This is a genomic window from Streptomyces celluloflavus (genome assembly GCA_000720995.1).
Classification (GTDB): Bacteria; Actinomycetota; Actinomycetes; order Streptomycetales; family Streptomycetaceae; genus Streptomyces; species Streptomyces celluloflavus.
Genome location: JOEL01000007.1, coordinates 16,563 through 39,042, shown reverse-complemented (window position 1 = coordinate 39,042; position 22,480 = coordinate 16,563). Strand labels below are relative to the sequence as shown.

The following is a 22,480-nucleotide window of genomic DNA, read 5'->3' as shown; positions in this document are numbered from 1 at the left end:
GCGAGGGACGACGGAGAGGGCGGGAGGCGAAGCGCGATGTACATGGGTCCGGAAGCCGTCCACAGGCTGGGGGTGGCGGTCGCGGCCGCGTTGGTCGTGCTCTGCGCCATGGCGCTGGTGCACGAGGTGCGCCGTGGGCGGGCCGTCCGGCAGCGGGCGCTGGGCGCGCTCGGCGGCGAACAGGACGGACTCGCCGTGGGCGACCGCGCCCGGCCGCGCCGGAGCACGGCCGCCGGGTGGCGGAGCCGTGGGCGCAGAGCCCTGTACGCGGCCGAGGGCGGCGGAGCGAAGGACGGCGGTCGGCAGGACGGCGGCCGGCAGGACGGTGATCCGCGGACCGGTCACCGGGGGAGCGGTGGGCTCACGGTGTGGTGGGGGCCGTTGGGGGTGGTCGTCTTCGTGGCCGTCCTCGTGGGCGGAGCGGGCGGCATCGTGGCGGGACTCGCCGCGGGGTACGGCGCGCACCGCTGGCTGACGCGGCAACGCGCCGTTGCGGCCAGGCAGTTGGCGCAGGACAGGGTCCGGGCCGAACTGGCGCCGGCCGGGGACCTGCTAGCCGCCTGCCTGGCGGCGGGGGCCGGGCCGCAGGAGTCCGCCGAGGCGGTGGGGCGGTCGCTGGACGGCCCGGTCGGCGAGCGGCTGCGCCACGTGGCGGCGGAGCTGCGCCTGGGTGGCGAACCAGCCGTCGTATGGCCGCGGTTGGCCGCCCTGCCCGGAGCCGAAGGGCTGGCGCGCTGCATGGAGCGCGCCGGGATATCCGGGGTGCCGGCCGTCGAGTCAGCCTCACGGATCGCCGCGGAGCTCCGTACGGAGTGGGGCAGGACGGCGGCCGCGCGGGCCCGGCGGGCGGGGGTGCTGGTCACCCTGCCGCTGTCGGCGTGCTTCCTGCCCGCGTTCCTGACGCTCGGGGTCGCGCCGGTGCTGATCGGTCTGGCGGACGGACTGCTGGGCCGTAACTGATCCGCAGGGGAGGCGAGTTCGAGTGAAGGGGGCGAGTCCGGGCGAGTTCGAGCGGGGCGAACCGAGCGCGATTGAACGCAATCGAGTTGAAACGGAATCAAGCGAAACCAAGCGAGCTCAAGCGGAATCAAGGGGGACGGCGATGTTTCGACGGTGGGGTGCACGGCTGCGTGCGGCGGGGGCGGACCGGGGGATGACCACGGCGGAGTACGCCATGGGGACGCTCGCCGCGTGTGCCTTCGCGGCGGTGCTCTACAAGGTGGTGACGAGTGGAGCGGTCCAGGCGCTGTTGCGATCGGTGGTCCAAAGGGCGCTCGATGTGCAGTTCTGACCGATCGGGCGCGGGGGCGGTCAGGGGTGCCGGGTGGCGTGGTGCCCGGCGGGCGCGGGGCGCGGCCGGTGCCCCGGCCTCCCGTGCGGGGCCGCGCCACCCCGCTCCCGCAGTCCGCAATGCCCGGCGGACCGGCCGCGACGCGGGCTTCGTGACGGCGGAGGCGGCCCTGGTGATACCGGTTCTGGTGGCGGTCGTGGCGGCGCTGATCTGGGGCCTGATGGCGGTCTGCGCCCGGATCGAGTGCGTGGACGCGGCACGGGCCGGGGCGCGGGCGGCGGCGCGGTCGGAACCGCGGGCGGCGGTGTTCCGGGCGGCGCACGGCGCGGCCCCACGGGGTGCGCGGGTCGCGCTGGCGCGGGAGGGCGACCTCGTACGTGTACGGGTCGAGGCAGATCTTCCGGGTGTGGGACGGCTGACAGTGCGGGTCGGCGGGGAGGCGGTGGCTCTTGCGGAGGAGACCGTGGGGCGATGAGGGGTCGGCGACGGTCTGGACGGTCTTCGCGATGGCGGCCCTCTGCGCTGTCTTCGTGGCACTGATCGGCCTGGGCCAGGTCGTGACCGCACGGCACCGGGCGGGTGGCGCCGCGGACCTGGCGGCGCTGGCCGCCGCGGACCACGCTCGCGAGGGCCCGGCCACGGCCTGCGCGGCGGCGCGACGGGTGGCGGCCGCACAGCACGCCCGCCTGGTGCGCTGCTCCCTGTCCGAGGCGGTCGCCGATGTCTCGGCCGAGGCGGGCAGACACCCGTTCACCTCCCGGGTACGGTCCCGGGCCGGCCCGCCCACGGCCGTATCCGGGGGTCCGCCCACGGCCGAACCGGGGGAGCAGCCGGGCCAGGAGGAGCAGCCGGACCAGGAGGAGCTGCTGGACCGTGAGAAGTGGCCGGACCAGGAGGCGCGGCCGGACCGGAGGACGCAGGCCGGGCCACGGGTGCCGCGGTGAGTGCGTGGTGAATGCCTGGTGAGGGCAGTGAGGAGGCCGCAGTGGAGCCGAGATGAGGGCGCAGGGAGGGCCGGCGGGGCCGCGCGGCGGTGGCGGCGGGGCCGGGCGGCCGGTGGGGGCGGCGACGACGCCGACGTGCCGCTACGACGGCCGTGGGCGGCTGCGGGCGTACGGCCGGAGAGGGGTGCGAGCTCCGGGCAGCCACACGGTCCCGTAAGCCGCCCGCCCCGTCATCGCTCGCCCCACCGACCGTCCGCCCCACCGACCGTCCGCTCCACCGGCCGTCCGTCTCACTGGCCGTCCGCTCCACCGGCCGTCCGCTCCACCGGCCGTCCGTCTCACTGGCCGTCCGCCCCACCGACCGTCCGTCCCACTGGCATCCGTCCCATGGCCGCCCATCCCACCGGCCCCGCGACGCGACCGACGCCCGCCTCCCCGTCGCGTTCCCCCGGCCCCGGCCAGGCCCCACAGGACCTAGGGGGCCACCGCTCCCCGCAGAAGCTCTGTGAGCAGCCGGACCGCTCCCCGTTTGTGGAGGGGGTCGTTGCCGTTGCCGCATTTGGGGGACTGGATGCAGGACGGGCAGCCGGCGTCACATTCGCAGGAGGCGATGGCATCGCGGGTGGCGGTCAGCCAGTCGGCCGCCGTGTGGAAGGCGCGTTCGGCGAAGCCGGCGCCGCCGGGGTGGCCGTCGTAGACGAAGACCGTGGGCAGGAGGGTGTCCGGATGGAGCGGGACGGAGACGCCGCCGATGTCCCAGCGGTCACAGGTGGCGAAGAGCGGCAGCATGCCGATGGAGGCGTGCTCCGCGGCGTGCAGGGCGCCGCCCAGCTGCTCCGGATTGACGCGGGCGGCGTCGAGCTGGTCCTCGGTGACCGTCCACCACACCGCGCGGGTGCGCAGCGTCCGCGGCGGGAGGTCCAGCTTGGTCTCGCCCAGGACCTCGCCGGAGATCAGCTTGCGGCGCAGGAAGGAGACGACCTGATTGGTGACTTCGACGGAGCCGAAGCAGAGCCGGGCGTCGCCCCAGGGGATCTCGGTGTCGGTTTCGAGGACGGAGACGGCGGTGGTGTCGCGGGCGGTCGTGGAATAGGGCGGGTTGGCCTCCTCGACGAGGGCGACATCGTCCTCCAGGTCGAGGCGCTGGACGAGGTACGTACGGCCCTGATGGAGGTGGACGGCCCCGTCGTGGACGGTGGTGTGCGCGGCGCCCGCGTCCACGGTGCCCAGCAGCCGCCCGGTGCCGGCCTCGACGATCTGCACCGGCGAACCGCCCTGGCCGCGGATGTCGGTCAGGTCGGCGGCGCGCTCGCGGCGCGTCCAGTGCCAGGCGGTGGCGCGCCGGCGCAGCAGACCGGCGGTCTCCAGCTGCGGCAGCAGCCCGGCGGCCGCGGGCCCGAAGAGCGCGAAATCGGCTTCGGTGAGGGGGAGTTCGGCGGCGGCCGCGCACAGATGCGGGGCGAGGACATAGGGGTTGTCCGGGTCCAGGACGGTGGACTCGACCGGCTGGTCGAAGAGCGCCTCGGGGTGGTGGACGAGATAGGTGTCCAGCGGGTCGTCGCGGGCCACGAGGACGGCGAGGGCGCCCTGCCCGGAGCGGCCCGCCCGCCCGGCCTGCTGCCACAGCGAGGCGCGGGTGCCGGGATAGCCGGCGATGACCACCGCGTCCAGCCCCGAGACGTCCACGCCCAGTTCGAGCGCGGTGGTGGCGGCCAGGCCGAGCAGCTCGCCGCTGTGCAGCGCGCGTTCCAGGGCGCGGCGCTCCTCGGGAAGATAGCCACCGCGGTACGCGGCCACCCGCGACGGCAGCGAGCGGTCCACCTCCGCGAGCCGCTCCTGCGCGATCAGCGCGATCAGTTCGGCGCCCCGGCGGGAGCGTACGAAGGCGACGGTGCGGACGTCCTGGACGGTGAGGTCGGTGAGCAGATCGGCGGTCTCGGCGGTGGCGGTGCGGCGGACCGGTGCGCCCTGCTCGCCGTGCAGTTCGGTCAGCGGCGGCTCCCACAGCGCGAAGACCAACTCGCCGCGCGGCGAGGTGTCCTCCGTGATTTCCGCCACGTCCAGCCCGGTCAGCAGGGTGGCCGCACGGGCGGGTTCCGCGGCGGTGGCGGAGGCCAGCAGGAAGACCGGCGCGGAGCCGTAACGGGCGCAGACGCGCCGCAGCCGGCGGATGACCTGCGCCACATGGGAGCCGAAGACGCCGCGGTAGGTGTGGCATTCGTCGATGACGACATAGCGCAGCGCGCGCAGGAAGGAGGACCAGCGGGGGTGGGCCGGGAGGATGCCGCGGTGCAGCATGTCGGGATTGGTCAGGACGTAGTTGCCGTACTGGCGTACCCATTCGCGTTCCTCGACGGGGGTGTCACCGTCGTAGACCGCGGGCCGGACGGCCGTGCCGAGCGGGGCGGCCAGCGCGCGTACGGCCCGCCGCTGATCGGCCGCCAGCGCCTTCGTGGGGGCCAGATACAGCGCCGTGGTGCCCCGTCCGTTGGGCGCCTCGGAGCCGTCCAGGAGGGTGGAGAGGACCGGCGCGAGATAGGCGAGGGACTTGCCGGAGGCGGTGCCGGTGGCGACGACCACCGACTCGCCGCGCAGCGCGTGTTCGCATGTCCGTGCCTGGTGGGCCCAGGGGCGATCGATTCCGGCCGATCGGATGGCACCGATCACTTCCGGCCGGATCCGCGCCGGCCAGTCGGCATGGCTGCCGGTCCGCGGGGGCAAGTGCTCCGTATGAGTGATGCGCGCAGCGCGGGTCGCTCCCCGGGTGAGGCGGTCGAGAATCATGCCCGGGGAGGGTCGCGTGCCCGCGTCCGGCGGGAGTGGATCGGAGGCCATTGGCATCGAGTGTGTCACCGGAGTGACCGACAATGCTGACAAGGCGTCGTGCACGCCTGCCGGTAAGTGATTGAATGCCATCGCGGCTGCCGATCCGCCCCTACCTTCGGTGGGGAGGCCCCAGGGGGGCGACCGCTCGATAGCAAGGTGCTGGAGGATCCGTGGACCTGTCCCTGTCGACCCGGACCGTTGGCGACCGTACGGTCGTCGAGGTCGGTGGCGAGATTGATGTATACACCGCGCCCAAGCTGCGGGAGCAGCTGGTCGAGCTTGTGAACGACGGAAGCTACCACCTCGTGGTGGACATGGAACGTGTCGACTTCCTCGACTCCACGGGACTCGGCGTGCTGGTGGGCGGGCTCAAGCGGGTGCGTGCCCATGAGGGCTCGCTGCGCCTGGTCTGCAACCAGGAGCGCATTCTCAAGATCTTCCGTATCACCGGACTGACCAAGGTGTTCCCGATTCACACCTCGGTCGACGATGCCGTCTCAGCGACCGACTGACGGTTTCACGGTGCCCCGCGCTCCGGCGCGGGGAGGAAGTAGTGGGGGGATCCGGACGTGACGGTCCGGCCCCCTGCGTCGCACGCCCGCATACCAAGGGGGATGGCATGGCCACCGTCGAACTTCGCTTCAGCGCCCTTCCCGAGCACGTCCGGACCGCGCGTCTGGTCGCGGCCGCCGTGGCGAGGCGCGCCGGGGTGGACGAGGCCGTGCTGGACGAGGTGCGGCTCGCCGTCGGTGAGGCGTGCAGCCGCGCGGTGGGGCTGCATGTCAGCAACGGCATCGTGGCGCCGGTGCGGGTCGTCCTGGTCGAGGACGAGAAGAAGTTCTCGATCGAGGTGGGCGACGAGGTGCCCGGCGGCGCCGGTGAGCGTGCGGACGGCGCCGTGGAGAGCGGCGACGCCGAGGGCGACGACGAGATGGGCCTCGCGGTCATCAGCGGGCTGGTCGACGACGTCGAGGTGACCTCCGGTGAGCACGGCGGCGTCATCCGGATGAGCTGGCCGACGGCACCGGCTCCGGCTCTGCCGTGACGAGAGCGGCCCCGGCTCTGCCGTAGTGCGTCTGGGATGGTCCGTAGTACCCGGTGGGTGGCGGACCGAAGCGCCGGCTCTCCTTCGCTGAACGGCGTGCGCCGGCAGACCGGTTTCCGGCAGGCTGGAATTCGTCCACGCGGCCGGTGGTGAAGAAACGTTGCGCCTGCCACGGTGCGGCAGCGGTTCGGCGCCGCGGTGGGAGCGGGCGGACGCCTGCCGACGCGGTACGGGCGGCAGCGGTCCGGGCCCGACCCGCCAGGATCAGGACGTGATCTGACGATCCGTCGGGTGTTCTCCGGCCGTTCGGCGGGGCGGTGGACACGTCACAGGTCACCCGTTCGGCGGTTGTCAGGGGTTGATCGTCTCCATTGCCGCGCGGGCCGCGGCAGGTCCGGATTTCCGTTCGCGCGTCTTTGAGCAGCGGCAATCAGTAGGACACTGAGATCATCGGGTAGTGGTCAGCTAATTCTTCGCTTTCCTTCGTCCGGGTTAATTCTGCGGGCGCAGTCCTTTTGATCTTCCCGGCCACAGGCGAATTCCCTTTGCCGCGCACTGTTTTGATCTGGTGCGGCTCCCTACAATCCGTCCACATCTTGCTCAGGACGCCTGAGCGTGCTTCCGCGCGCCCATGTGCCAAACGTCAAGGAGGACGAATGGCGGGGCCTTACACCCCTCAGTTGCTGGAAACCCCCTCTTTTCTGGCCGGACCGTCGTTGACGACCGGCAACCGCGACATCGTGCTGGTGATCGCCGTCGTCGCCCTGGCGGCGCTGGCCGTCGCGGCGGTGCTGGTGCGTCAAGTGCTCGCGGCCGGCGAGGGAACCGACAGTATGAAGAAGATCGCGGCCGCGGTGCAGGAAGGCGCGAATGCCTACCTCGCCCGGCAGTTGCGCACTCTCGGCGTATTCGCCGTCGTGGTGTTCTTCCTGCTCATGCTGCTGCCCGCGGACAATTGGACGCAACGCGCGGGGCGCAGCGCCTTCTTCTTGATCGGCGCCGGATTCTCGGCGGCCACCGGCTATATCGGCATGTGGCTCGCGGTGCGCAGCAATGTGCGCGTCGCGGCCGCCGCGCGGGAAGCCACGCCGGCCGAGGGTGATTCCCAGGAAAAGGATCTTACGGCGGTCTCGCACAAAGCCATGAAGATCGCTTTCCGCACGGGCGGCGTCGTCGGCATGTTCACGGTGGGGCTCGGCCTGCTGGGCGCGTCCTGTGTGGTGCTCGTGTACGCCGTCGACGCACCCAAGGTGCTGGAGGGCTTCGGTCTGGGTGCTGCGCTGATCGCGATGTTCATGAGGGTCGGCGGCGGCATCTTCACCAAGGCCGCGGACGTCGGCGCCGACCTCGTCGGCAAGGTCGAGCAGGGCATCCCCGAGGACGACCCGCGGAACGCCGCGACCATCGCGGACAACGTGGGCGACAACGTCGGCGACTGCGCGGGCATGGCGGCCGACCTCTTCGAGTCGTACGCCGTGACGCTGGTCGCCGCGCTCATCCTGGGCACGGCCGCCTTCGGCAACGCCGGACTCGCCTTCCCGCTGCTGGTCCCGGCCATCGGCGTGCTCACGGCCATGATCGGCATCTTCGTCGTCGCACCCCGGCGCGCCGACCGCAGCGGGATGACCGCCATCAACCGCGGCTTCTTCATCTCCGCGGGCATCTCGCTGGTCCTGGTGGCCGTCGCGGTCTTCACCTATCTGCCGTCCTCCTACCGGGACCTGGCCGGCGTCACCGACGAGGGGATCCTCGCGCAGCGCGGCGATCCGCGGATCCTGGCGCTGGTGGCGGTCGCCATCGGCATCGTGCTCGCCGCGCTGATCCAGCAGCTGACCGGCTATTTCACCGAGACCAGCCGGCGGCCCGTGCAGGACATCGGGAAGACCTCGCTGACCGGCCCGGCCACCGTCATCCTCTCCGGTATCTCGATCGGCCTGGAGTCGGCGGTCTACTCGGCGGTGCTGATCGGACTGGCCGTCTACGGGGCGTTCTTGCTGGGCGGCGCGTCCATCATGCTGGCGCTGTTCGCGGTGGCGCTGGCCGGTACCGGTCTGCTGACCACCGTCGGCGTGATCGTGGCGATGGACACCTTCGGCCCGGTCTCCGACAACGCGCAGGGCATCGCCGAGATGTCCGGTGACGTCACCGGTGCCGGCGCGCAGGTCCTCACCGACCTGGACGCGGTCGGCAACACCACCAAGGCCATCACCAAGGGCATCGCCATCGCGACGGCGGTGCTGGCGGCGGCCGCGCTGTTCGGCTCGTACCGGGACGCGATCGCCACGGCCGTACGCGGGGTGGGCCGGGCCGCGAGCGGGATGGGGCTGAGCCTGGACATCTCGCAGCCCAACAACCTGGTCGGGCTGGTCCTCGGCGCCTCGGTCGTCTTCCTCTTCTCGGGGCTGGCGATCAACGCGGTGTCGCGGTCGGCCGGTGCGGTGGTCTTCGAGGTGCGCCGGCAGTTCCGCGAGCGCCCCGGGATCATGGACTACTCGGAGCAGCCGGAGTACGGGCGGGTCGTCGACATCTGCACCAAGGACGCGCTGCGCGAACTGGCCACCCCGGGGCTGCTGGCGGTGCTCACCCCGATCGCGGTCGGCTTCTCGCTCGGCGTCGGTGCGCTCGGCTCGTTCCTGGCGGGCGCGATCGGCACCGGCACCCTGATGGCGGTCTTCCTCGCGAACTCCGGTGGTGCGTGGGACAACGCCAAGAAACTGGTCGAGGACGGTCACCACGGCGGCAAGGGCAGCGACGCGCATGCCGCGACGGTCATCGGTGACACCGTCGGCGACCCGTTCAAGGACACCGCGGGTCCGGCCATCAACCCGCTGCTGAAGGTCATGAACCTGGTGGCCCTGCTGATCGCGCCGGCCGTGGTGAAGTTCTCGTACGGCGCGGACAAGAGCGTCGGTGTGCGGATCGCGGTCTCGGTGTTCGCGCTCGCGGTCATCGTCGGCGCGGTCTACGTCTCCAAGCGGCGCGGTATCGCGATGGGCGACGAGGACAGCTCCGGCAGCTCCGAGAAGCCCGAGGATCCCAAGAAAATCGCCAAGTCGACAAAAACTGTGGTGGCGTCCTAGCCGACCGGGCCCCGGGGCCCGGTGACGGCTCAACGGGCGGATGGACGACGCGTGGGACGCGCGCCGGCCACCCGCCCGTTCCCGTGCACGGGTGGCCCTGCGCCCCTTGGTGCAAATGGCGGTAAATACCAACAACGGATGCCGTACGGGATGCCCGACTCGCGGCCGAGGCCCTTTCGGCGTGTATGTTCCGGGGCCGAGAGCCATGGAAGGGACCAATCCGGTGAACAAGAAGCTTGTGGCTGCGCTGTCCGGCGGTGCGGCACTGATGCTCGCGCTGACCGGTTGCAGCGAGGACAACGGCAAGAAGCTCGACGACTGGGCCAAGAAGTTCTGCGACCCGGCGCAGGCCCAGTTCAAGCAGATCCAGGACGCCAATGCCGCCATGCAGACGGCGGACGAGGGCAGTACGGACTCCAAGAAGGTCCAGCAGACCGATTCGGCGGCGTTCCAGAAGATCTCCGGCGCCTACGCGTCGCTGGCCAAGTCCCTGGACCAGGCAGGCCCCCCGCCCAGCGAGGGCGGCGAGCAGGCGCAGAAGAACGCGGTCAACGAGCTCAACTCCCTCTCCAAGGGGTACGCGGACCTCAAGAAGCAGGTCGACGGCCTGAACACCGGGGACAAGCTCAAGTTCGCGGACGGGCTGCGGAACCTCTCCAACGGCATCAACAAGCTCAACAAGCAGAGCGAGGACGCCTTCAAGAAGCTGGAGTCCGGCGACGTCGGCAAGGCCATGGCCGCCCAGAAGGGCTGCCAGAACCAGAACGCATCCGGCTCCCCGTCGTCCGGATCGTCCTCGAAGGCGTAGCGGACCGGCCGGGCGGACCGGCCCGGCGACAGCGCTCCGGCACCGGCCCGGCGACGCGCCCTCGGGGGGCGTGGCGCCGGGCCGGTGCCGATTGTCGGTGGTTGCCCCGACAATGGGGGCGTGAGTACGCACCTCCCCACCGCAACCGCCCAGGACCCCGAGAGCGGCGCCCGCACCGACCGGCTGCGCGCGGCGCTGCTGGCCGCCGACTTCACCGCCGACGGCCTGCTGGAGCTGCTCGGCGCGTCCGCCTACGCCGCGCTGGCGCGCAGCGAGACCGTCCCCGCGCTCCGCGCGACCCGCGGCGACAGCCCGCTGGAGACCCTGGTGCGGCTGTTCCTGCTCCAGCGTCCGGCGCCGTCGCGGCGGGCGCGGGCCGCGCTGCCGGTGGCGGACTGCCTCGCCGACGGCTGGCTGGTGCAGGACGGCGACGAGGTGCGCGCCACCGTGGACGTCCGGCCGTACGGCGGCCCCGAGGGCCAGGACTGGTGGATCGTCTCCGACCTGGGCTGCGCGGTCGGCGGGGCGGGCGGCATCCAAGGCGCCCGGGGAGCGGACCGCACGCAGCTGGTGCTCGGCGTGGGCGGCGCGTCCACGACCCTCGCCGGGATCACCGTCCGCACGCCCGTCGCCAAGGCGCTCGACCTCGGTACGGGCTCCGGTATCCAGGCCCTGCACGCCGCCCGGCACGCCACCCGCGTCACGGCCACCGACCTCAACCCGCGGGCCCTGCGGATCGCCGCGCTGACGCTGGCGCTCTCCGGGGCGCGGCCGGCCGAGCTGCGCGAGGGCTCGCTGTTCGAGCCGGTCGGTGCGGAGACGTACGACCTGATCGTGTCCAACCCGCCGTTCGTGATCTCGCCCGGCCTTCCCGACGGGGCCCGGCTCACCTACCGGGACGGCGGAATGGGCGGCGACGACCTGTGCCGGACCCTGGTCCAGCAGTCCGCGGCGCATCTGTCCGACGGCGGATACTGCCAGCTGCTGGCCAACTGGCAGCACGTGGCGGGCGAGGACTGGCACGACCGGCTGCGTTCGTGGGTACCGCGCGGCTGCGACGCCTGGATCGTGCAGCGCGAGGTGCAGGACATCACGCAGTACGCCGAGCTGTGGCTGCGGGACGGCGGCGACCACCGGGCGGACGCCGACGCGTACGCCGCGCGGTACGACGCCTGGCTCGACGAGTTCGAGGCGCGCGGTACCAAGGCCGTCGGCTTCGGGTGGATCACGCTGCGCAAGTCCGGCTCCGACACCCCCTCCGTCACGGTCGAGGAGTGGCCGCACCCGGTCGAGCAGCCGCTGGGCGACACGGTCGAGCGGCACTTCGCCCGCCAGGACTATCTGCGCACCGCCGACGACGCGGCGCTGCTGGCCGGGCACTTCAAGCTCGCCGACGAGGTGGTGCAGGAGCAGGTCGGGCTGCCCGGGGCGGAGGACCCGGAGCATGTGGTGCTGCGGCAGAACCGCGGGATGCGCCGAGCCACGAAGGTGGACACGGTCGGCGCGGGCTTCGCCGGGGTGTGCGACGGCTCGCTGCCGGCCGGGCGGATCCTGGACGCCATCGCCCAGCTCGTCGGCGAGGACCCGGTGCTGCTGCGGGACCGTACGCCGGAGTCGATCCGGCTGCTGGTCGAGCAGGGGTTCCTGGAGCCGGTGCCCGCGCCGCGCTGAGACCGGCGGCCGGGGCGGTGCGGCGCCCGCGGCGGCAGGCCGCGGCCGGGTGCCGGTGTCCGTACGGGCCGGGGCGGGCGTTCATCCGGCGTTCGCCCGGCAGGCGTCCGGGGGTGCCACGCTGCCCGCATGGAGAGCGGACCCGAGGCATTCGCCGGTGCGGCGTTCGCGCTGTTCGGCGCCGGACTGCTGCTGTGGACGGGCGTACGGGTCCGGGCCGGTGAACCGGTCGCCGACGGCGTCGCCCCGCGGGGCGCGGCGGTGACGGGACTCTGCTTCGGGGCGGCGTTCCTGGTGACGGGGTGCCGGCTGCTGGGCTTCTGGTAGCGGAGCGTCCGGATCCGGCCAGCCGCCCGGCTCCGCCCGGCGGCACCGTCAACTGCCGCACGGGGAGAGCGGGTTCACTTCCGGCCAGTTCCGCCGCGGAAGCCCGTAACGTCCCGGAACGGAGCAACCTTCCCGCCGCATCGGCCGTGTTCCTCAATGAAGGTCATAACCCGCCCATCAGTGAGGAACCTGACATGAACCGTGCACTTCGCTTCGCCACCGTCGGCGTGGTCGCCGTCGCCCTCCTCGGCGGAGGCGCGGCCGGCGCGTTCGCCGCTCCGGCGCACCTCCACTCGCCCGCCTCCGTCGTCGCCACCGCCCCCGCGAAGCCCGCGCTCACCGCCAAGGCCAGCGCGACCTCGGTCCAGGCGTGGCAGGAGTTCCGCGTCAGCGGTGTCGCCACGGGCATCAAGGCCGGTACGAAGGTCACCGTCCAGCAGAAGCAGGGCGCCAAGTGGGTCTCGCTGCCCGCGCAGGCCCCGGTCAACACCAAGGGCGCCTACTCGGTGCGCGTCAAGCTCGGCATCAAGGGCGTCAACCACCTGCGCATCGGTGCCGGCACCACCGTCTCGCCGGAGGTCACCGTCACCGTCCGCTGACGCGAGCGCGCCGGCGTACGCAGGCCGGCGCGCCCGGCCCGTTCGTCGTCAGCCGACGAGATTGCGGGCGACCATCCACACCGCGGCAATGCCGAGCACCACGGCATTGCCGCGGGCGGTCAGCCCGGTCCGGACGGACCGCCCGCGCAGACCGGCTGCCAGTTGGCGCGCGACCAGCCAGGCGACGGCCGGCACCCCCAGGGTGAGCAGTACGGCGTTGTCGTGGAACGCCGCCACGACATCGCCGTGCATCAGGTCGTACGCCATCCGCGTGCCGCCGCACACCGGGCACAGCAGGCCGGTCGCCCAGTGGAACGGGCAGGGGAGCAGCAGCTGCCCGGACTGGTGCGGGTCGGTGTGCCACAGGTAGACGGCGCCCGCCGCGCCGACGCCGAGCGCGATACCCGCCCGGCGCAGCGTCCGCCTCCGCACCGATGCGGCGGTCGGCGCCGGGGCGGGGCCGGGCGGCCCGTAGGGACTCACACGCTCAGCGACCGGGCGTAGTTGACCTGGTTGAACACGTACATGACCTGTTCGGGCGACTGGACCGGGATCATCGTGGAGTGGTGCCGGCCGCCGCTGTGGACCGCCACCTGGACGAAGCCGGTCGTAGTGCGTTCCTTCATCAGCAGGAAGAGCAGACCGAGCAGGCAGAAGAGGAAGAAGACGATGGCGAGCACGACCGCGTGCGTCGGGATCCGCTCCTCCGTCCGCGACATGTCCGTCGCCGTCCAGACCGCGCCCCGGAGCGGCATCGGACCGGCCGGTGTCATGATCGTGTCGCCGGTCACCGCGATATCGCCGAGGGACAGCGTCATACCGGCGCCCCCCGGCGGCTGCTGCCCCTGGTACCCGCCTTGGTATCCGCCCTGATACCCGCCGGCCGCGGGCGGCGGCGGGGCGGCGTGGCCCGGGTAGCCGTAACCGGGCTCCGGACCGGCCTGCGGATAGCCGTAGCCCGGCTCACCGGGCCGGCCGCCCTGCGGATGGCCGTAACCGGGATCCGCGGGCCCGCCGTCCCGCGGTGTGGCGTACGGATTCCCGTCCGGCTGTTCCGGCGGTGGTCCGGGGTACTGGTGCGCCATGAGTGATCTGACCCCCGAGAGTGTGTGATGACGGCGGTTCCCGGCTCCGGTAGGGAGCCGTGCCGGAGCCCATCCTGCCAGCCGCCCGGAGCGCCGGATCAAGACGCCGACGGCATCCGCGGCCGCTTCGTGACACGGCCCGGGACCCGGGCGGCGCCGGTGGCCGTGGCCGCCCGGGGAGCCGTCACGGTCCGAGATCGCCGACGGGTGCGGGGCGCGTGCCCGGTGCGGGGCGGGCGGCAGGAAGACATGTAGTCGGGTTACCGTTCGAGTGGCGTTGCGGGGTTTCTCCGTTTGACACGGGGGCGGGAGGTACCGTCACACTCCGCAGCGTCAAGCGTCATCGCAGTCTGCCCCCGGCATCCGGCCAGGGGGTTCCCCAGACGTCGACCGGAGAGAAGAGCGAAGTTGTCCCCGACCAGCGAGACCGCACAGGGCGGCGGCCACCGCCGACTCGTTATCGTCGAGTCGCCTGCCAAGGCGAAGACGATCAAGGGCTATCTCGGCCCTGGCTATGTGGTCGAGGCCAGCGTCGGACACATCCGTGACCTTCCCAACGGCGCGGCCGAGGTCCCGGCGAAGTACAAGGGCGAGCCCTGGGCCCGCCTCGGGGTGAACGTCGACGCCGATTTCCAGCCGATCTACGTGGTCAACAGCGATAAGAAGGACCAGGTCAAGAAGCTCAAGGGGCTGCTGGCCGAATCCGACGAACTCTTCCTCGCCACCGATGAGGACCGCGAGGGCGAGGCCATCGCCTGGCACCTCCAGGAGATCCTCAAGCCCAAGGTCCCGGTCCACCGGATGGTCTTCCACGAGATCACCAAGGACGCGATCCGCGAGGCCGTCGCCAACCCCCGCGAGCTGAACCAGAAGCTGGTCGACGCCCAGGAGACCCGCCGCATCCTCGACCGCCTCTACGGCTACGAGGTCTCGCCGGTCCTGTGGAAGAAGGTCATGCCCCGGCTGTCGGCCGGCCGGGTGCAGTCCGTGGCGACCCGGCTCGTCGTCGAGCGGGAGCGCGAGCGCATCGCCTTCCGCTCCGCCGAGTACTGGGACCTCACCGGCACCTTCTCCACCGGCCGCACCGGCGACGCGAGCGACCCGGCCACCCTCACCGCCCGCCTGACCACCGTCGACGGCCGCCGTATCGCGCAGGGCCGCGACTTCGGCTCCGACGGCCGGCTCAAGAGCGACGCCGTCCTCCACCTGGACGAGACGCACGCACGGGCCCTGGCCGCGGCGCTGGAGAACACCGACTTCGCGGTGCGCTCGGTCGAGTCCAAGCCCTACCGCCGCTCGCCGTACGCCCCGTTCCGTACGACCACCCTCCAGCAGGAGGCCAGCCGCAAGCTCGGCTTCGGCGCCAAGGCCACCATGCAGGTGGCGCAGAAGCTGTACGAGAACGGCTTCATCACCTATATGCGTACGGACTCCACCACGCTCTCGGACACCGCGGTCGCCGCGGCCCGCGCGCAGGTGACGCAGCTGTACGGCGCCGGCTACCTGCCGGACAAGCCGCGCACGTACGCCGGCAAGGTCAAGAACGCCCAGGAGGCGCACGAGGCGATCCGCCCGTCCGGCGACCGCTTCCGCACGCCCGCCGAGACCGGACTCACCGGCGACCAGTTCCGGCTGTACGAGCTGATCTGGAAGCGGACCGTCGCCTCCCAGATGAAGGACGCGGTCGGCAACTCCGTCACGGTCAAGATCGGTGGCCGCGCCGCCGACGGCCGGGACGCCGAGTTCAGCGCCTCCGGCAAGACCATCACCTTCCACGGCTTCCTGAAGGCGTACGTCGAGGGCGCCGACGACCCGAACGCCGAGCTGGACGACCGCGAGCGGCGGCTGCCGCAGGTCGCCGAGGGCGACGCCCTGCTGGCGCGGGAGATGACCGTCGACGGCCACGCCACCAAGCCGCCGGCCCGCTACACCGAGGCCACGCTGGTCAAGGAGCTGGAAGAGCGCGAGATCGGCCGCCCCTCGACCTACGCGTCGATCATCGGCACGATCCTCGACCGCGGCTATGTCTTCAAGAAGGGCACCGCGCTCGTCCCGTCGTTCCTCTCCTTCGCCGTGGTCAACCTCCTGGAGAAGCACTTCGGCCGGCTCGTCGACTACGACTTCACCGCCAAGATGGAGGACGACCTCGACCGCATCGCGCGCGGTGAGGCGCAGGCCGTGCCGTGGCTGCGGCGCTTCTACTTCGGCGAGGGCGAGGCCGAGGGCGTCGCCTCGGACGCCGGCAACGGCGACGGCGACCACCTCGGCGGCCTGAAGGAACTGGTCACGGACCTGGGCGCGATCGACGCCCGGGAGATCTCCTCGTTCCCCGTCGGCAACGACGTGATGCTGCGGGTCGGCCGCTACGGTCCGTACGTCGAGCGCGGCGAGAAGGACTCCGAGGGCCACCAGCGCGCGGACGTCCCCGACGACCTCGCGCCCGACGAGCTGACCGTGGAGTACGCGGAGGAGCTGCTGGCCAAGCCGAGCGGCGACTTCGAGCTGGGCACGGACCCGGAGAGCGGCCACCAGATCGTGGCGAAGGACGGCCGCTACGGCCCGTACGTCACCGAGATCCTGCCCGAGGGCACCCCGAAGACCGGCAAGAACGCGGTCAAGCCGCGCACCGCCTCGCTCTTCAAGTCGATGTCCCTGGACACCGTCACGCTGGCGGACGCGCTCAAGCTGATGTCGCTGCCGCGCGTCGTCGGCACGGACGCCGAGGGCGTGGAGATCACCGCGCAGAACGGCCGCTACGGCCCGTACCTCAAGAAGGGCACCGACTCGCGCTCGCTGGAGACCGAGGACCAGCTCTTCGGCATCACTCTCGACGAGGCACTGGCGATCTACGCGCAGCCCAAGCAGCGCGGCCGGGCCGCCGCCAAGCCGCCGCTGAAGGAACTGGGCACCGACCCGGTCAGCGGGAAGCCGGTGGTGGTCAAGGACGGCCGGTTCGGCGCGTATGTCACCGACGGTGAGACCAACGCGACGCTGCGCCGGGACGACGACGTCGAGACGGTCACCCCCGAGCGGGGCTACGAGCTGCTGGCGGAGAAGCGGGCCAAGGGGCCGGCGAAGAAGACCGCCAAGAAGGCGCCGGCCAAGAAGGCACCGGCGAAGAAGACGGCGGCCAAGAAGACGGCCGCCAAGAAGACCGTGGCGAAGAAGACCACCGCGGCCACGGCCACCGCCAAGAAGACGGCCGCGAAGAAGGCCACGGCGAAGAAGGCCACCGCGAAGACGGCGGCGGCGAAGCCGGCGGCCGAGGACTGAGCCGGGGCCGCGCCGGGACGGCCCGGGGCCGCGGCGGGCAGGCAGGACAAGGGCGGGCAAGGCGGACGGCGTTCCGCCGGGCCCGCCCGTTTGTTCGGCCGGTCGCCCGCCGGAGCGCGCCGTCCCGATAGGCTGGCAGGATGACGCGTGCCGAGCAGCCACCGGTCGTGACCCCCACTTCAGGCGCCCTAGCCGCGGATTCCCGCGAGCGCGCCGTGCGAGCCCTGCTCCGCTTCCCCCCACTGAAGCGACTGTGGAGTGCCCAGCTTGTCGGGGGCATCGGCGATGCCCTGTCCCTGTTCGTCCTGGTACTGCTCGCCCTCCAGGCGGCGCTGTACACACCGGCGGGCGGCCAAGCCGTCTTCGGCGGTGGCTACCGGGGCGTGGCCTTCGCGGTCACCGCGGTCTTCGCGGCCCGGATACTGGCGGCACTGCTCTTCGGCGCGGTCCTGCTGGGACCGCTGTCGGCGCTGACCGCGCCCGGCGGACCGCTCGACCGGCGCTGGACGATGATCGGCGCGGACGGGCTGCGGCTCGTGCTGCTGGTCGTCGCCCCCCTGTGGATCGACTGGACGCCGGGCAGCGCGCTGATCTGGCTCCTGGCCACGGTTTTCGTCACCGGCGTCGCCGAACGCCTGTGGACCGTCGCCCGGGAGAGCGCCGCGCCCGGCCTGCTGCCCGCGCCGCCCCCGGAGGGTGCCGCCGTACGGCCGCTGCCGGACAATCTGGACGCGCTGCGCCGCCTCTCGCAGCGCACCACTTTCGTCTCGCTGCCCCTCGCGGCCGCCGCACTGGTGGTCGTCGCGCTGGTCGGGAAGCTGCTGGCGACCGGTATCGACTGGTTCGGCGCCCACCAGGCCGCGCTCGGCTCGTACGTCGCCGCGGGGCTGTTCGCCGCCTCCGTGTCGATCCTCTACTTCATCGAGTTCCCCGGGGTGCCGACGCCGCGGCCGCGCTCCCCGCTGGAGGGCCTGCGCCGGCCGACGTCCGCGCCGGCCGAGGGCAAGGACCGTACGGCCGCCGACCGGGGGCGCACGGGCGCGGTCCCGCTGCTGGTACTCGGCTGCGCGGCGGTGGCCGCCGCGATCGCCGCGGCCGTCTCGCTGGCCGTGCTGGACGCCTTCGACCTCGCCGGCGGCCCGGCCACCTTCGCGCTGCTGGTGGTCGCGCTGACCGGCGGACCGGTCGCCGGTATCCGCGGCGCCCGCAAGGTGCTGCCCGGCCTCTCCCGGCGCCGGCTGCTCGCCCTGGCCATCGCCGTGACCGGCCTCGCACTGCTGGCCATGGGGCTGGTCCCGGACACGACGACGGTGCTGCTGCTGGCGCTGCTCGCGGGCGCGGCCGCCGGCGTCGCGGCCAACACCGGCCATGTCCTGCTGGAGCAGGAGGCCGAGGAGCCGCGCGCGGCCCGGATGACCGGGCATCTGCACGCCGTCGTACGGCTCGCGGTCGCGCTGGCCGCCCTCGTCGCGCCGCTGCTGGCGGCCGCCATCGGCCCGCACCGCCTCGGTACCGCGAGCTTCGACGTCGCGTACGGCGGCGCGGCCTTCACCCTGATGCTGGTCGGCGCGCTGCTGCTGCCGGTCGCCGCCTGGGTGCTCGGCAAGGTGGACGACCGGCAGGGCGTACCGCTGCGGCGCGATCTGCGCGAGGCGCTGCACGGCGGCGAACCGGACCGGGCGCCCGCCGCCACCGGTTTCTTCATCGCCCTGGAGGGCGGCGACGGCGCCGGGAAGTCCACCCAGGTCGAGGCGCTCGCGGCGTGGATCCGCGGCAAGGGCCACGAGGTCGTGGTGACCCGCGAGCCGGGCGCCACCGCGATCGGCAAGCGCCTGCGCTCGATCATCCTGGACGTCTCGACGTCCGGGCTCTCGGACCGGGCGGAGGCGCTGATGTTCGCCGCCGACCGCGCCGAACACGTCGGCAGCGTCATCCGGCCCGCCCTGGAGCGCGGCGCGATCGTCATCACCGACCGCTACATCGACTCCTCGGTCGCCTACCAGGGCGCCGGGCGCAACCTCGCGCCCACCGAGATCGCCCGGATCTCGCGCTGGGCCACCGACGGACTCGTCCCGCATCTGACGGTGCTGCTGGACGTCTCGCCGGAGACCGCCCGGGAGCGCTTCACCGAGGCGCCGGACCGGATGGAGTCCGAGCCCGCCGAGTTCCACCAGCGGGTACGGGCCGGCTTCCTGGCACTGGCCGCCGCCGATCCGGCGCGCTATCTGGTCGTGGACGCGGGCCAGGAGCCGGAGGACGTCACCAAGGTCGTACGGCACCGCCTGGACCAGGTCCTGCCGCTCTCCGAGACCGAGCTGGCGGCCCAGGAGGCGGCCCGGGAAGCGGCCCGGAAGGCCGCCGAGGAGGAGGCCCGGCGCAAGGCCGAGGAAGCGGCCGCGCGCAAGGCGGAGGAAGAGCGGCTGGAGCGCGAGCGCCAGGAGCAGCTCGCCAGGCTGCGGGCCGAGGAGGCGGAGCGCGAGCGCCGCGAGGCCGAGGAGGCCAAGGCCCGGGAGGCCGCCCGGGAGGCGGAGGAGGCCCGGCAGCGCGCCGAGGAGGCCCGGCAGGCGGCGGAGAAGGAGCGCAAGCGCCGCGAGGCCGAGGAGCGGGCCCGGCAGGCGGAGCAGGAGCGGCTGCGCAAGCGGGCCGAGGAAGAGGCGCGGCTGCGCGCCGAGGCGGCGGAACGCCGCCAAGAGAAGCAGCGCAAGGCCGAGGAGGCCCTGCTCCGCGCCGAACAGGCCCGGATCGCGGCGGCCGAGGCGGCAGCCGCGGCGGAGGCCGAGGCGGCGAAGAAGGCGGCGGCCGCAGCGGCGGCGGCCGAGGCACCCACCACGGAGACGCCGGTCACGGACCTGCGGAAGCGGGTGGCGGGGGAGAACGAGGAGAACGGCGGGGCCGGCGGGACCGGTGAGGGCCGCGGCCGGGGTGGTGCCGGTACGGATCATCCGGGTTCGGACAGCGAGCGGACGGCGTCGTTGCCGCGGCCCGAGGTGCGGGACGTGCCCGGGGCGGCGGACGAGACGGCGGTGCTGCCGCCGGTGCGTGACGGGCGAGACCACCGCGACGGGTATGACGGGCAGGGCAGTCAGGGCAGCCGCGACGCGCGTGATGCGTGGGACGGCCATGACGGGTGGGGCGGCCGAGGCGCCCATGGCGGCCGTGGTGGCGACGACGGCCGTGGCGCCGCCGCGGACGGGGCGGAGACCACCGTCCTGCCGCAGCCCGGTGCCCAGCGGGGTCCGCGGCCCGGCGGCGGTGCGGACGCGGTGGACACCGCCGTGCTGCCGCCCGTGCGGGCCGGTGGGCACGAAGCCGCTCACGGGACCGGCCACGGGTCCGGCCACGGCACCGCGCACCGGACGGCGGTGCGGAGCGGCGACCCCGTCGACCGCGTACCGCCGTGGCTGTTCCGTGCGGAGGACGTGCCCGACGCGGCGGCCCGGCAGCGGTCGGCCGCCGAGTCGGGTGTCGAGCGGACCCGCGAACTGCCGCAGATCGACCCGGCCACCGGCCGTCCCGCCCCGGCACCGCAGCGCCGCCCCCGCCCGCAGTGGGCGGAGGAGACCCCGCTGGACGATCTGCCGACGCTCGCCGACGAGCTCCTCGGCCCGCGCGGCGACGGGCTCCCGGCCGACGGCACGGACGAGACCGACGACCGCCACGGCCGGGGCCGCCGGGGCCGGCGCGGCTAGCGGGCTTCCGGGGCACCACCGAGAAACGGCCGCGGCCGCAGCCGAAACGCTGCGGCCGCGGCCGTTTCCGCGCCGGGCCCCGGCCTCGGATACCGTTTCGGACGCCGCCCGGACCCGTCCCCGAACAGCTCCCGGCCGGCTCCGCGGACTCGTTTGTCAGTGGGGTGCACCACAATGGGTCGGACGCGGGGCACAGCACCGCGCACGGGCCGGGTGCGCGGCGCGTACGGCAGGGCGGTACGAGGTGTACGGCCGGTCGTCCGGGTGAGTGGACGCGGTGCGGACGGATGGACGGATGGACGGGCGTCGCACGGCGGGCGCCACGCGTATGACGCCCGGTAGGAGACGGCACCCGCCATGACAGGCGGCGTGCCGGTGCGCTCGGCACGGCGTACGGCACGGCGTGGGGCACGGCGTACAGCACGGTTTACGGCACGGAGCAGGACGGACAGGAAGGGCGGGCAGCGATGGCGGTATGGGACGACGTGGTCGGCCAGGACCGGGTGACGGCGCAGCTCGCCGCGGCCGCGCGCGATGCGGACGCCATCGTGACCGCCGACAGCGCGCTCGCCGGCGCGCCGCGGGACACCCCGGCCCCGGCCGGGCAGACCGGTGCGTCCCAGATGACGCACGCCTGGCTGTTCACGGGCCCGCCCGGCTCCGGCCGGTCCACCGCGGCCCGCGCGTTCGCCGCCGCCCTGCAATGCGTCAGCCCGGACCGCGCGCTCGGCGGCGCCCCCGGCTGCGGCTTCTGCGACGGCTGCCACACCAGCCTGGTCGGCACCCACGCCGACGTCGAGATCGTCCGTACGGACCTGCTGTCCATCGGCGTCAAGGAGACCCGCGACCTGGTCCGCCGGGCCGCCCTCTCACCGGCCGGCGGCCGCTGGCAGGTGATCGTCCTGGAGGACGCCGACCGCCTGACCGAAGGCGCGGGCAACGTCCTCCTCAAGGCCGTCGAGGAACCCGCGCCGCGTACGGTCTGGCTGCTGTGCGCGCCCTCCATCGAGGACGTGCTGCCCACCATCCGCTCGCGCTGCCGCCACCTCACCCTGCGGACGCCGCCGGTCAGCGCGGTCGCCGACGTCCTGATCAGGCGGGACGGCATCGAGCCCGCCGCCGCCGAGGCCGCGGCCCGCGCGACCCAGGGGCACATCGGCCGGGCCCGCCGGCTCGCCACCGATGAGCGGACCCGTGCCCGGCGCGCGGCCGTCCTCAAGCTGCCGATGCGCGTCGACGACATCGGCGGCTGCCTGAAGGCCGCCCAGGAGCTGATCGACGCCGCGGGCGAGGACGCCAAACAGGTCGCGGACGAGGTCGACACGAAGGAGACCGAGGAACTGCGCGCCGCGCTCGGCGCCGCGGCCGGTACCGGCGGCCGGCTGCCGCGCGGCACCGCGGGCGCCATGAAGGAACTCCAGGACAAGCAGAAGCGCCGCGCCACCCGGACCCAGCGCGACAGCCTCGACCTGGCCCTGAGCGACCTCACCGGCTTCTACCGCGATGTCCTCGCCCTCCAGATGGGCGCCTCGGTCCCGCTCGCCAACGACGAGGTCCGCGACAACATCCAGCGCATCGCCGCCTCCTCGACCCCGGAGCGCACGCTGCGCCGGATAGAGGCGGTGATCGCCTGCCGCGGCGCCCTGGACCGGAATGTGGCCCCGTTGCTCGCGGTCGAGGCGATGACCGCCGCCCTCCGCGCCGGCTGACCACCCCGCCACGGGCCGCCACCCCGCCGCCCCGAAGCCAATCGCACACTCACGGTCCGGGTCCGGATACGCTCCGTCGAACGGCATCGCCCGACCACGGCCACCAGCAGCCCCACCCGCCCCCTCCACCGCC

Annotated in this window: 17 protein-coding genes; 14 read left to right on the top strand and 3 right to left on the bottom strand. The window is 73.3% G+C overall.

Going from position 1 to position 22,480, the window contains the following annotated elements; genetic code table 11:
* Window positions 1-36: 36 nt before the first annotated feature.
* The 4 genes from IH09_RS38870 to IH09_RS08655 all read left to right on the top strand — a co-directional run bounded on the left by IH09_RS38870 (window position 37) and on the right by IH09_RS08655 (window position 2,235).
* Window positions 37-960 (top strand): type II secretion system F family protein, encoded by a 924-nt coding sequence (locus tag IH09_RS38870; RefSeq protein WP_240150996.1) that lies wholly within the window; start codon window positions 37-39, stop codon window positions 958-960.
* A 142-nt stretch (window positions 961-1,102) separates the two neighbouring features.
* The gene (locus IH09_RS08665; protein ID WP_052855530.1) at window positions 1,103-1,291 is read left to right on the top strand and encodes a DUF4244 domain-containing protein; all 189 of its coding nucleotides are present in this window, start codon (window positions 1,103-1,105) and stop codon (window positions 1,289-1,291) included.
* 151 nt (window positions 1,292-1,442) lie between these two features.
* Complete coding sequence (locus tag IH09_RS36795) at window positions 1,443-1,766, top strand: TadE family type IV pilus minor pilin (protein WP_244934144.1); 324 nt, start codon at window positions 1,443-1,445, stop codon at window positions 1,764-1,766.
* Window positions 1,741-2,235 carry an Rv3654c family TadE-like protein gene (locus IH09_RS08655; RefSeq protein WP_318279411.1) on the top strand — a complete coding sequence of 165 codons (495 nt, stop codon included), beginning with the start codon at window positions 1,741-1,743 and terminating at the stop codon, window positions 2,233-2,235. Before IH09_RS36795 ends, IH09_RS08655 begins: the two co-directional genes overlap by 26 nt.
* 474 nt (window positions 2,236-2,709) lie before the next feature.
* Here IH09_RS08655 and IH09_RS08650 read toward each other — a convergent pair whose 3' ends face one another.
* Window positions 2,710-5,151, bottom strand: coding sequence for a DEAD/DEAH box helicase (locus tag IH09_RS08650; protein WP_110952165.1), 2,442 nt, complete (start codon window positions 5,149-5,151; stop codon window positions 2,710-2,712).
* An 80-nt stretch (window positions 5,152-5,231) separates the two neighbouring features.
* Here IH09_RS08650 and bldG point away from each other — a divergent pair, with 80 nt between their 5' ends.
* The 7 genes from bldG (at window position 5,232) to IH09_RS08615 (ending at window position 12,591) form a co-directional block, all read left to right on the top strand.
* A complete protein-coding gene (gene bldG / locus IH09_RS08645; RefSeq protein ID WP_049716377.1) occupies window positions 5,232-5,573 on the top strand; it encodes an anti-sigma factor antagonist BldG in 342 nt (113 codons plus the stop codon).
* 107 nt (window positions 5,574-5,680) lie between these two features.
* Window positions 5,681-6,106, top strand: coding sequence for an ATP-binding protein (locus IH09_RS08640; protein WP_052855528.1), 426 nt, complete (start codon window positions 5,681-5,683; stop codon window positions 6,104-6,106).
* Between the two features lie 656 nt (window positions 6,107-6,762).
* Window positions 6,763-9,186, top strand: a complete 2,424-nt coding sequence (locus IH09_RS08635) for a sodium-translocating pyrophosphatase (protein ID WP_052855527.1) — start codon at window positions 6,763-6,765, stop codon at window positions 9,184-9,186.
* A 223-nt stretch (window positions 9,187-9,409) separates the two neighbouring features.
* Window positions 9,410-9,994: a hypothetical protein gene (locus IH09_RS08630; RefSeq protein WP_052855526.1), complete on the top strand. Its 585-nt coding sequence runs from the start codon at window positions 9,410-9,412 to the stop codon at window positions 9,992-9,994.
* A 120-nt stretch (window positions 9,995-10,114) separates the two neighbouring features.
* Window positions 10,115-11,665: a DUF7059 domain-containing protein gene (locus tag IH09_RS08625; RefSeq protein WP_052855525.1), complete on the top strand. Its 1,551-nt coding sequence runs from the start codon at window positions 10,115-10,117 to the stop codon at window positions 11,663-11,665.
* A 129-nt stretch (window positions 11,666-11,794) separates the two neighbouring features.
* Window positions 11,795-11,992: a hypothetical protein gene (locus tag IH09_RS08620; protein WP_052855524.1), complete on the top strand. Its 198-nt coding sequence runs from the start codon at window positions 11,795-11,797 to the stop codon at window positions 11,990-11,992.
* Between the two features lie 194 nt (window positions 11,993-12,186).
* Window positions 12,187-12,591, top strand: a complete 405-nt coding sequence (locus tag IH09_RS08615; protein ID WP_052855523.1) for a hypothetical protein — start codon at window positions 12,187-12,189, stop codon at window positions 12,589-12,591.
* A gap of 48 nt (window positions 12,592-12,639) precedes the next feature.
* Here IH09_RS08615 and IH09_RS08610 read toward each other — a convergent pair whose 3' ends face one another.
* Both IH09_RS08610 and IH09_RS08605 read right to left on the bottom strand, forming a co-directional pair.
* On the bottom strand, window positions 12,640-13,074 hold the full coding sequence (locus tag IH09_RS08610) for a DUF2752 domain-containing protein (RefSeq protein ID WP_052855522.1): 435 nt from the start codon (window positions 13,072-13,074) through the stop codon (window positions 12,640-12,642).
* Window positions 13,071-13,676, bottom strand: a complete 606-nt coding sequence (locus tag IH09_RS08605; RefSeq protein ID WP_052855521.1) for a hypothetical protein — start codon at window positions 13,674-13,676, stop codon at window positions 13,071-13,073. The genes IH09_RS08610 and IH09_RS08605 overlap by 4 nt, the downstream gene beginning before the upstream one ends.
* 408 nt (window positions 13,677-14,084) lie before the next feature.
* Here IH09_RS08605 and topA point away from each other — a divergent pair, with 408 nt between their 5' ends.
* The 3 genes from topA (at window position 14,085) to IH09_RS08590 (ending at window position 22,347) form a co-directional block, all read left to right on the top strand.
* Window positions 14,085-16,949, top strand: a complete 2,865-nt coding sequence (topA, locus tag IH09_RS08600; RefSeq protein WP_052855520.1) for a type I DNA topoisomerase — start codon at window positions 14,085-14,087, stop codon at window positions 16,947-16,949.
* Between the two features lie 140 nt (window positions 16,950-17,089).
* Window positions 17,090-20,638, top strand: a complete 3,549-nt coding sequence (gene tmk / locus IH09_RS08595; protein WP_052855519.1) for a dTMP kinase — start codon at window positions 17,090-17,092, stop codon at window positions 20,636-20,638.
* Between the two features lie 467 nt (window positions 20,639-21,105).
* The gene (locus IH09_RS08590; protein WP_052855518.1) at window positions 21,106-22,347 is read left to right on the top strand and encodes a DNA polymerase III subunit delta'; all 1,242 of its coding nucleotides are present in this window, start codon (window positions 21,106-21,108) and stop codon (window positions 22,345-22,347) included.
* Window positions 22,348-22,480: the final 133 nt, after the last annotated feature.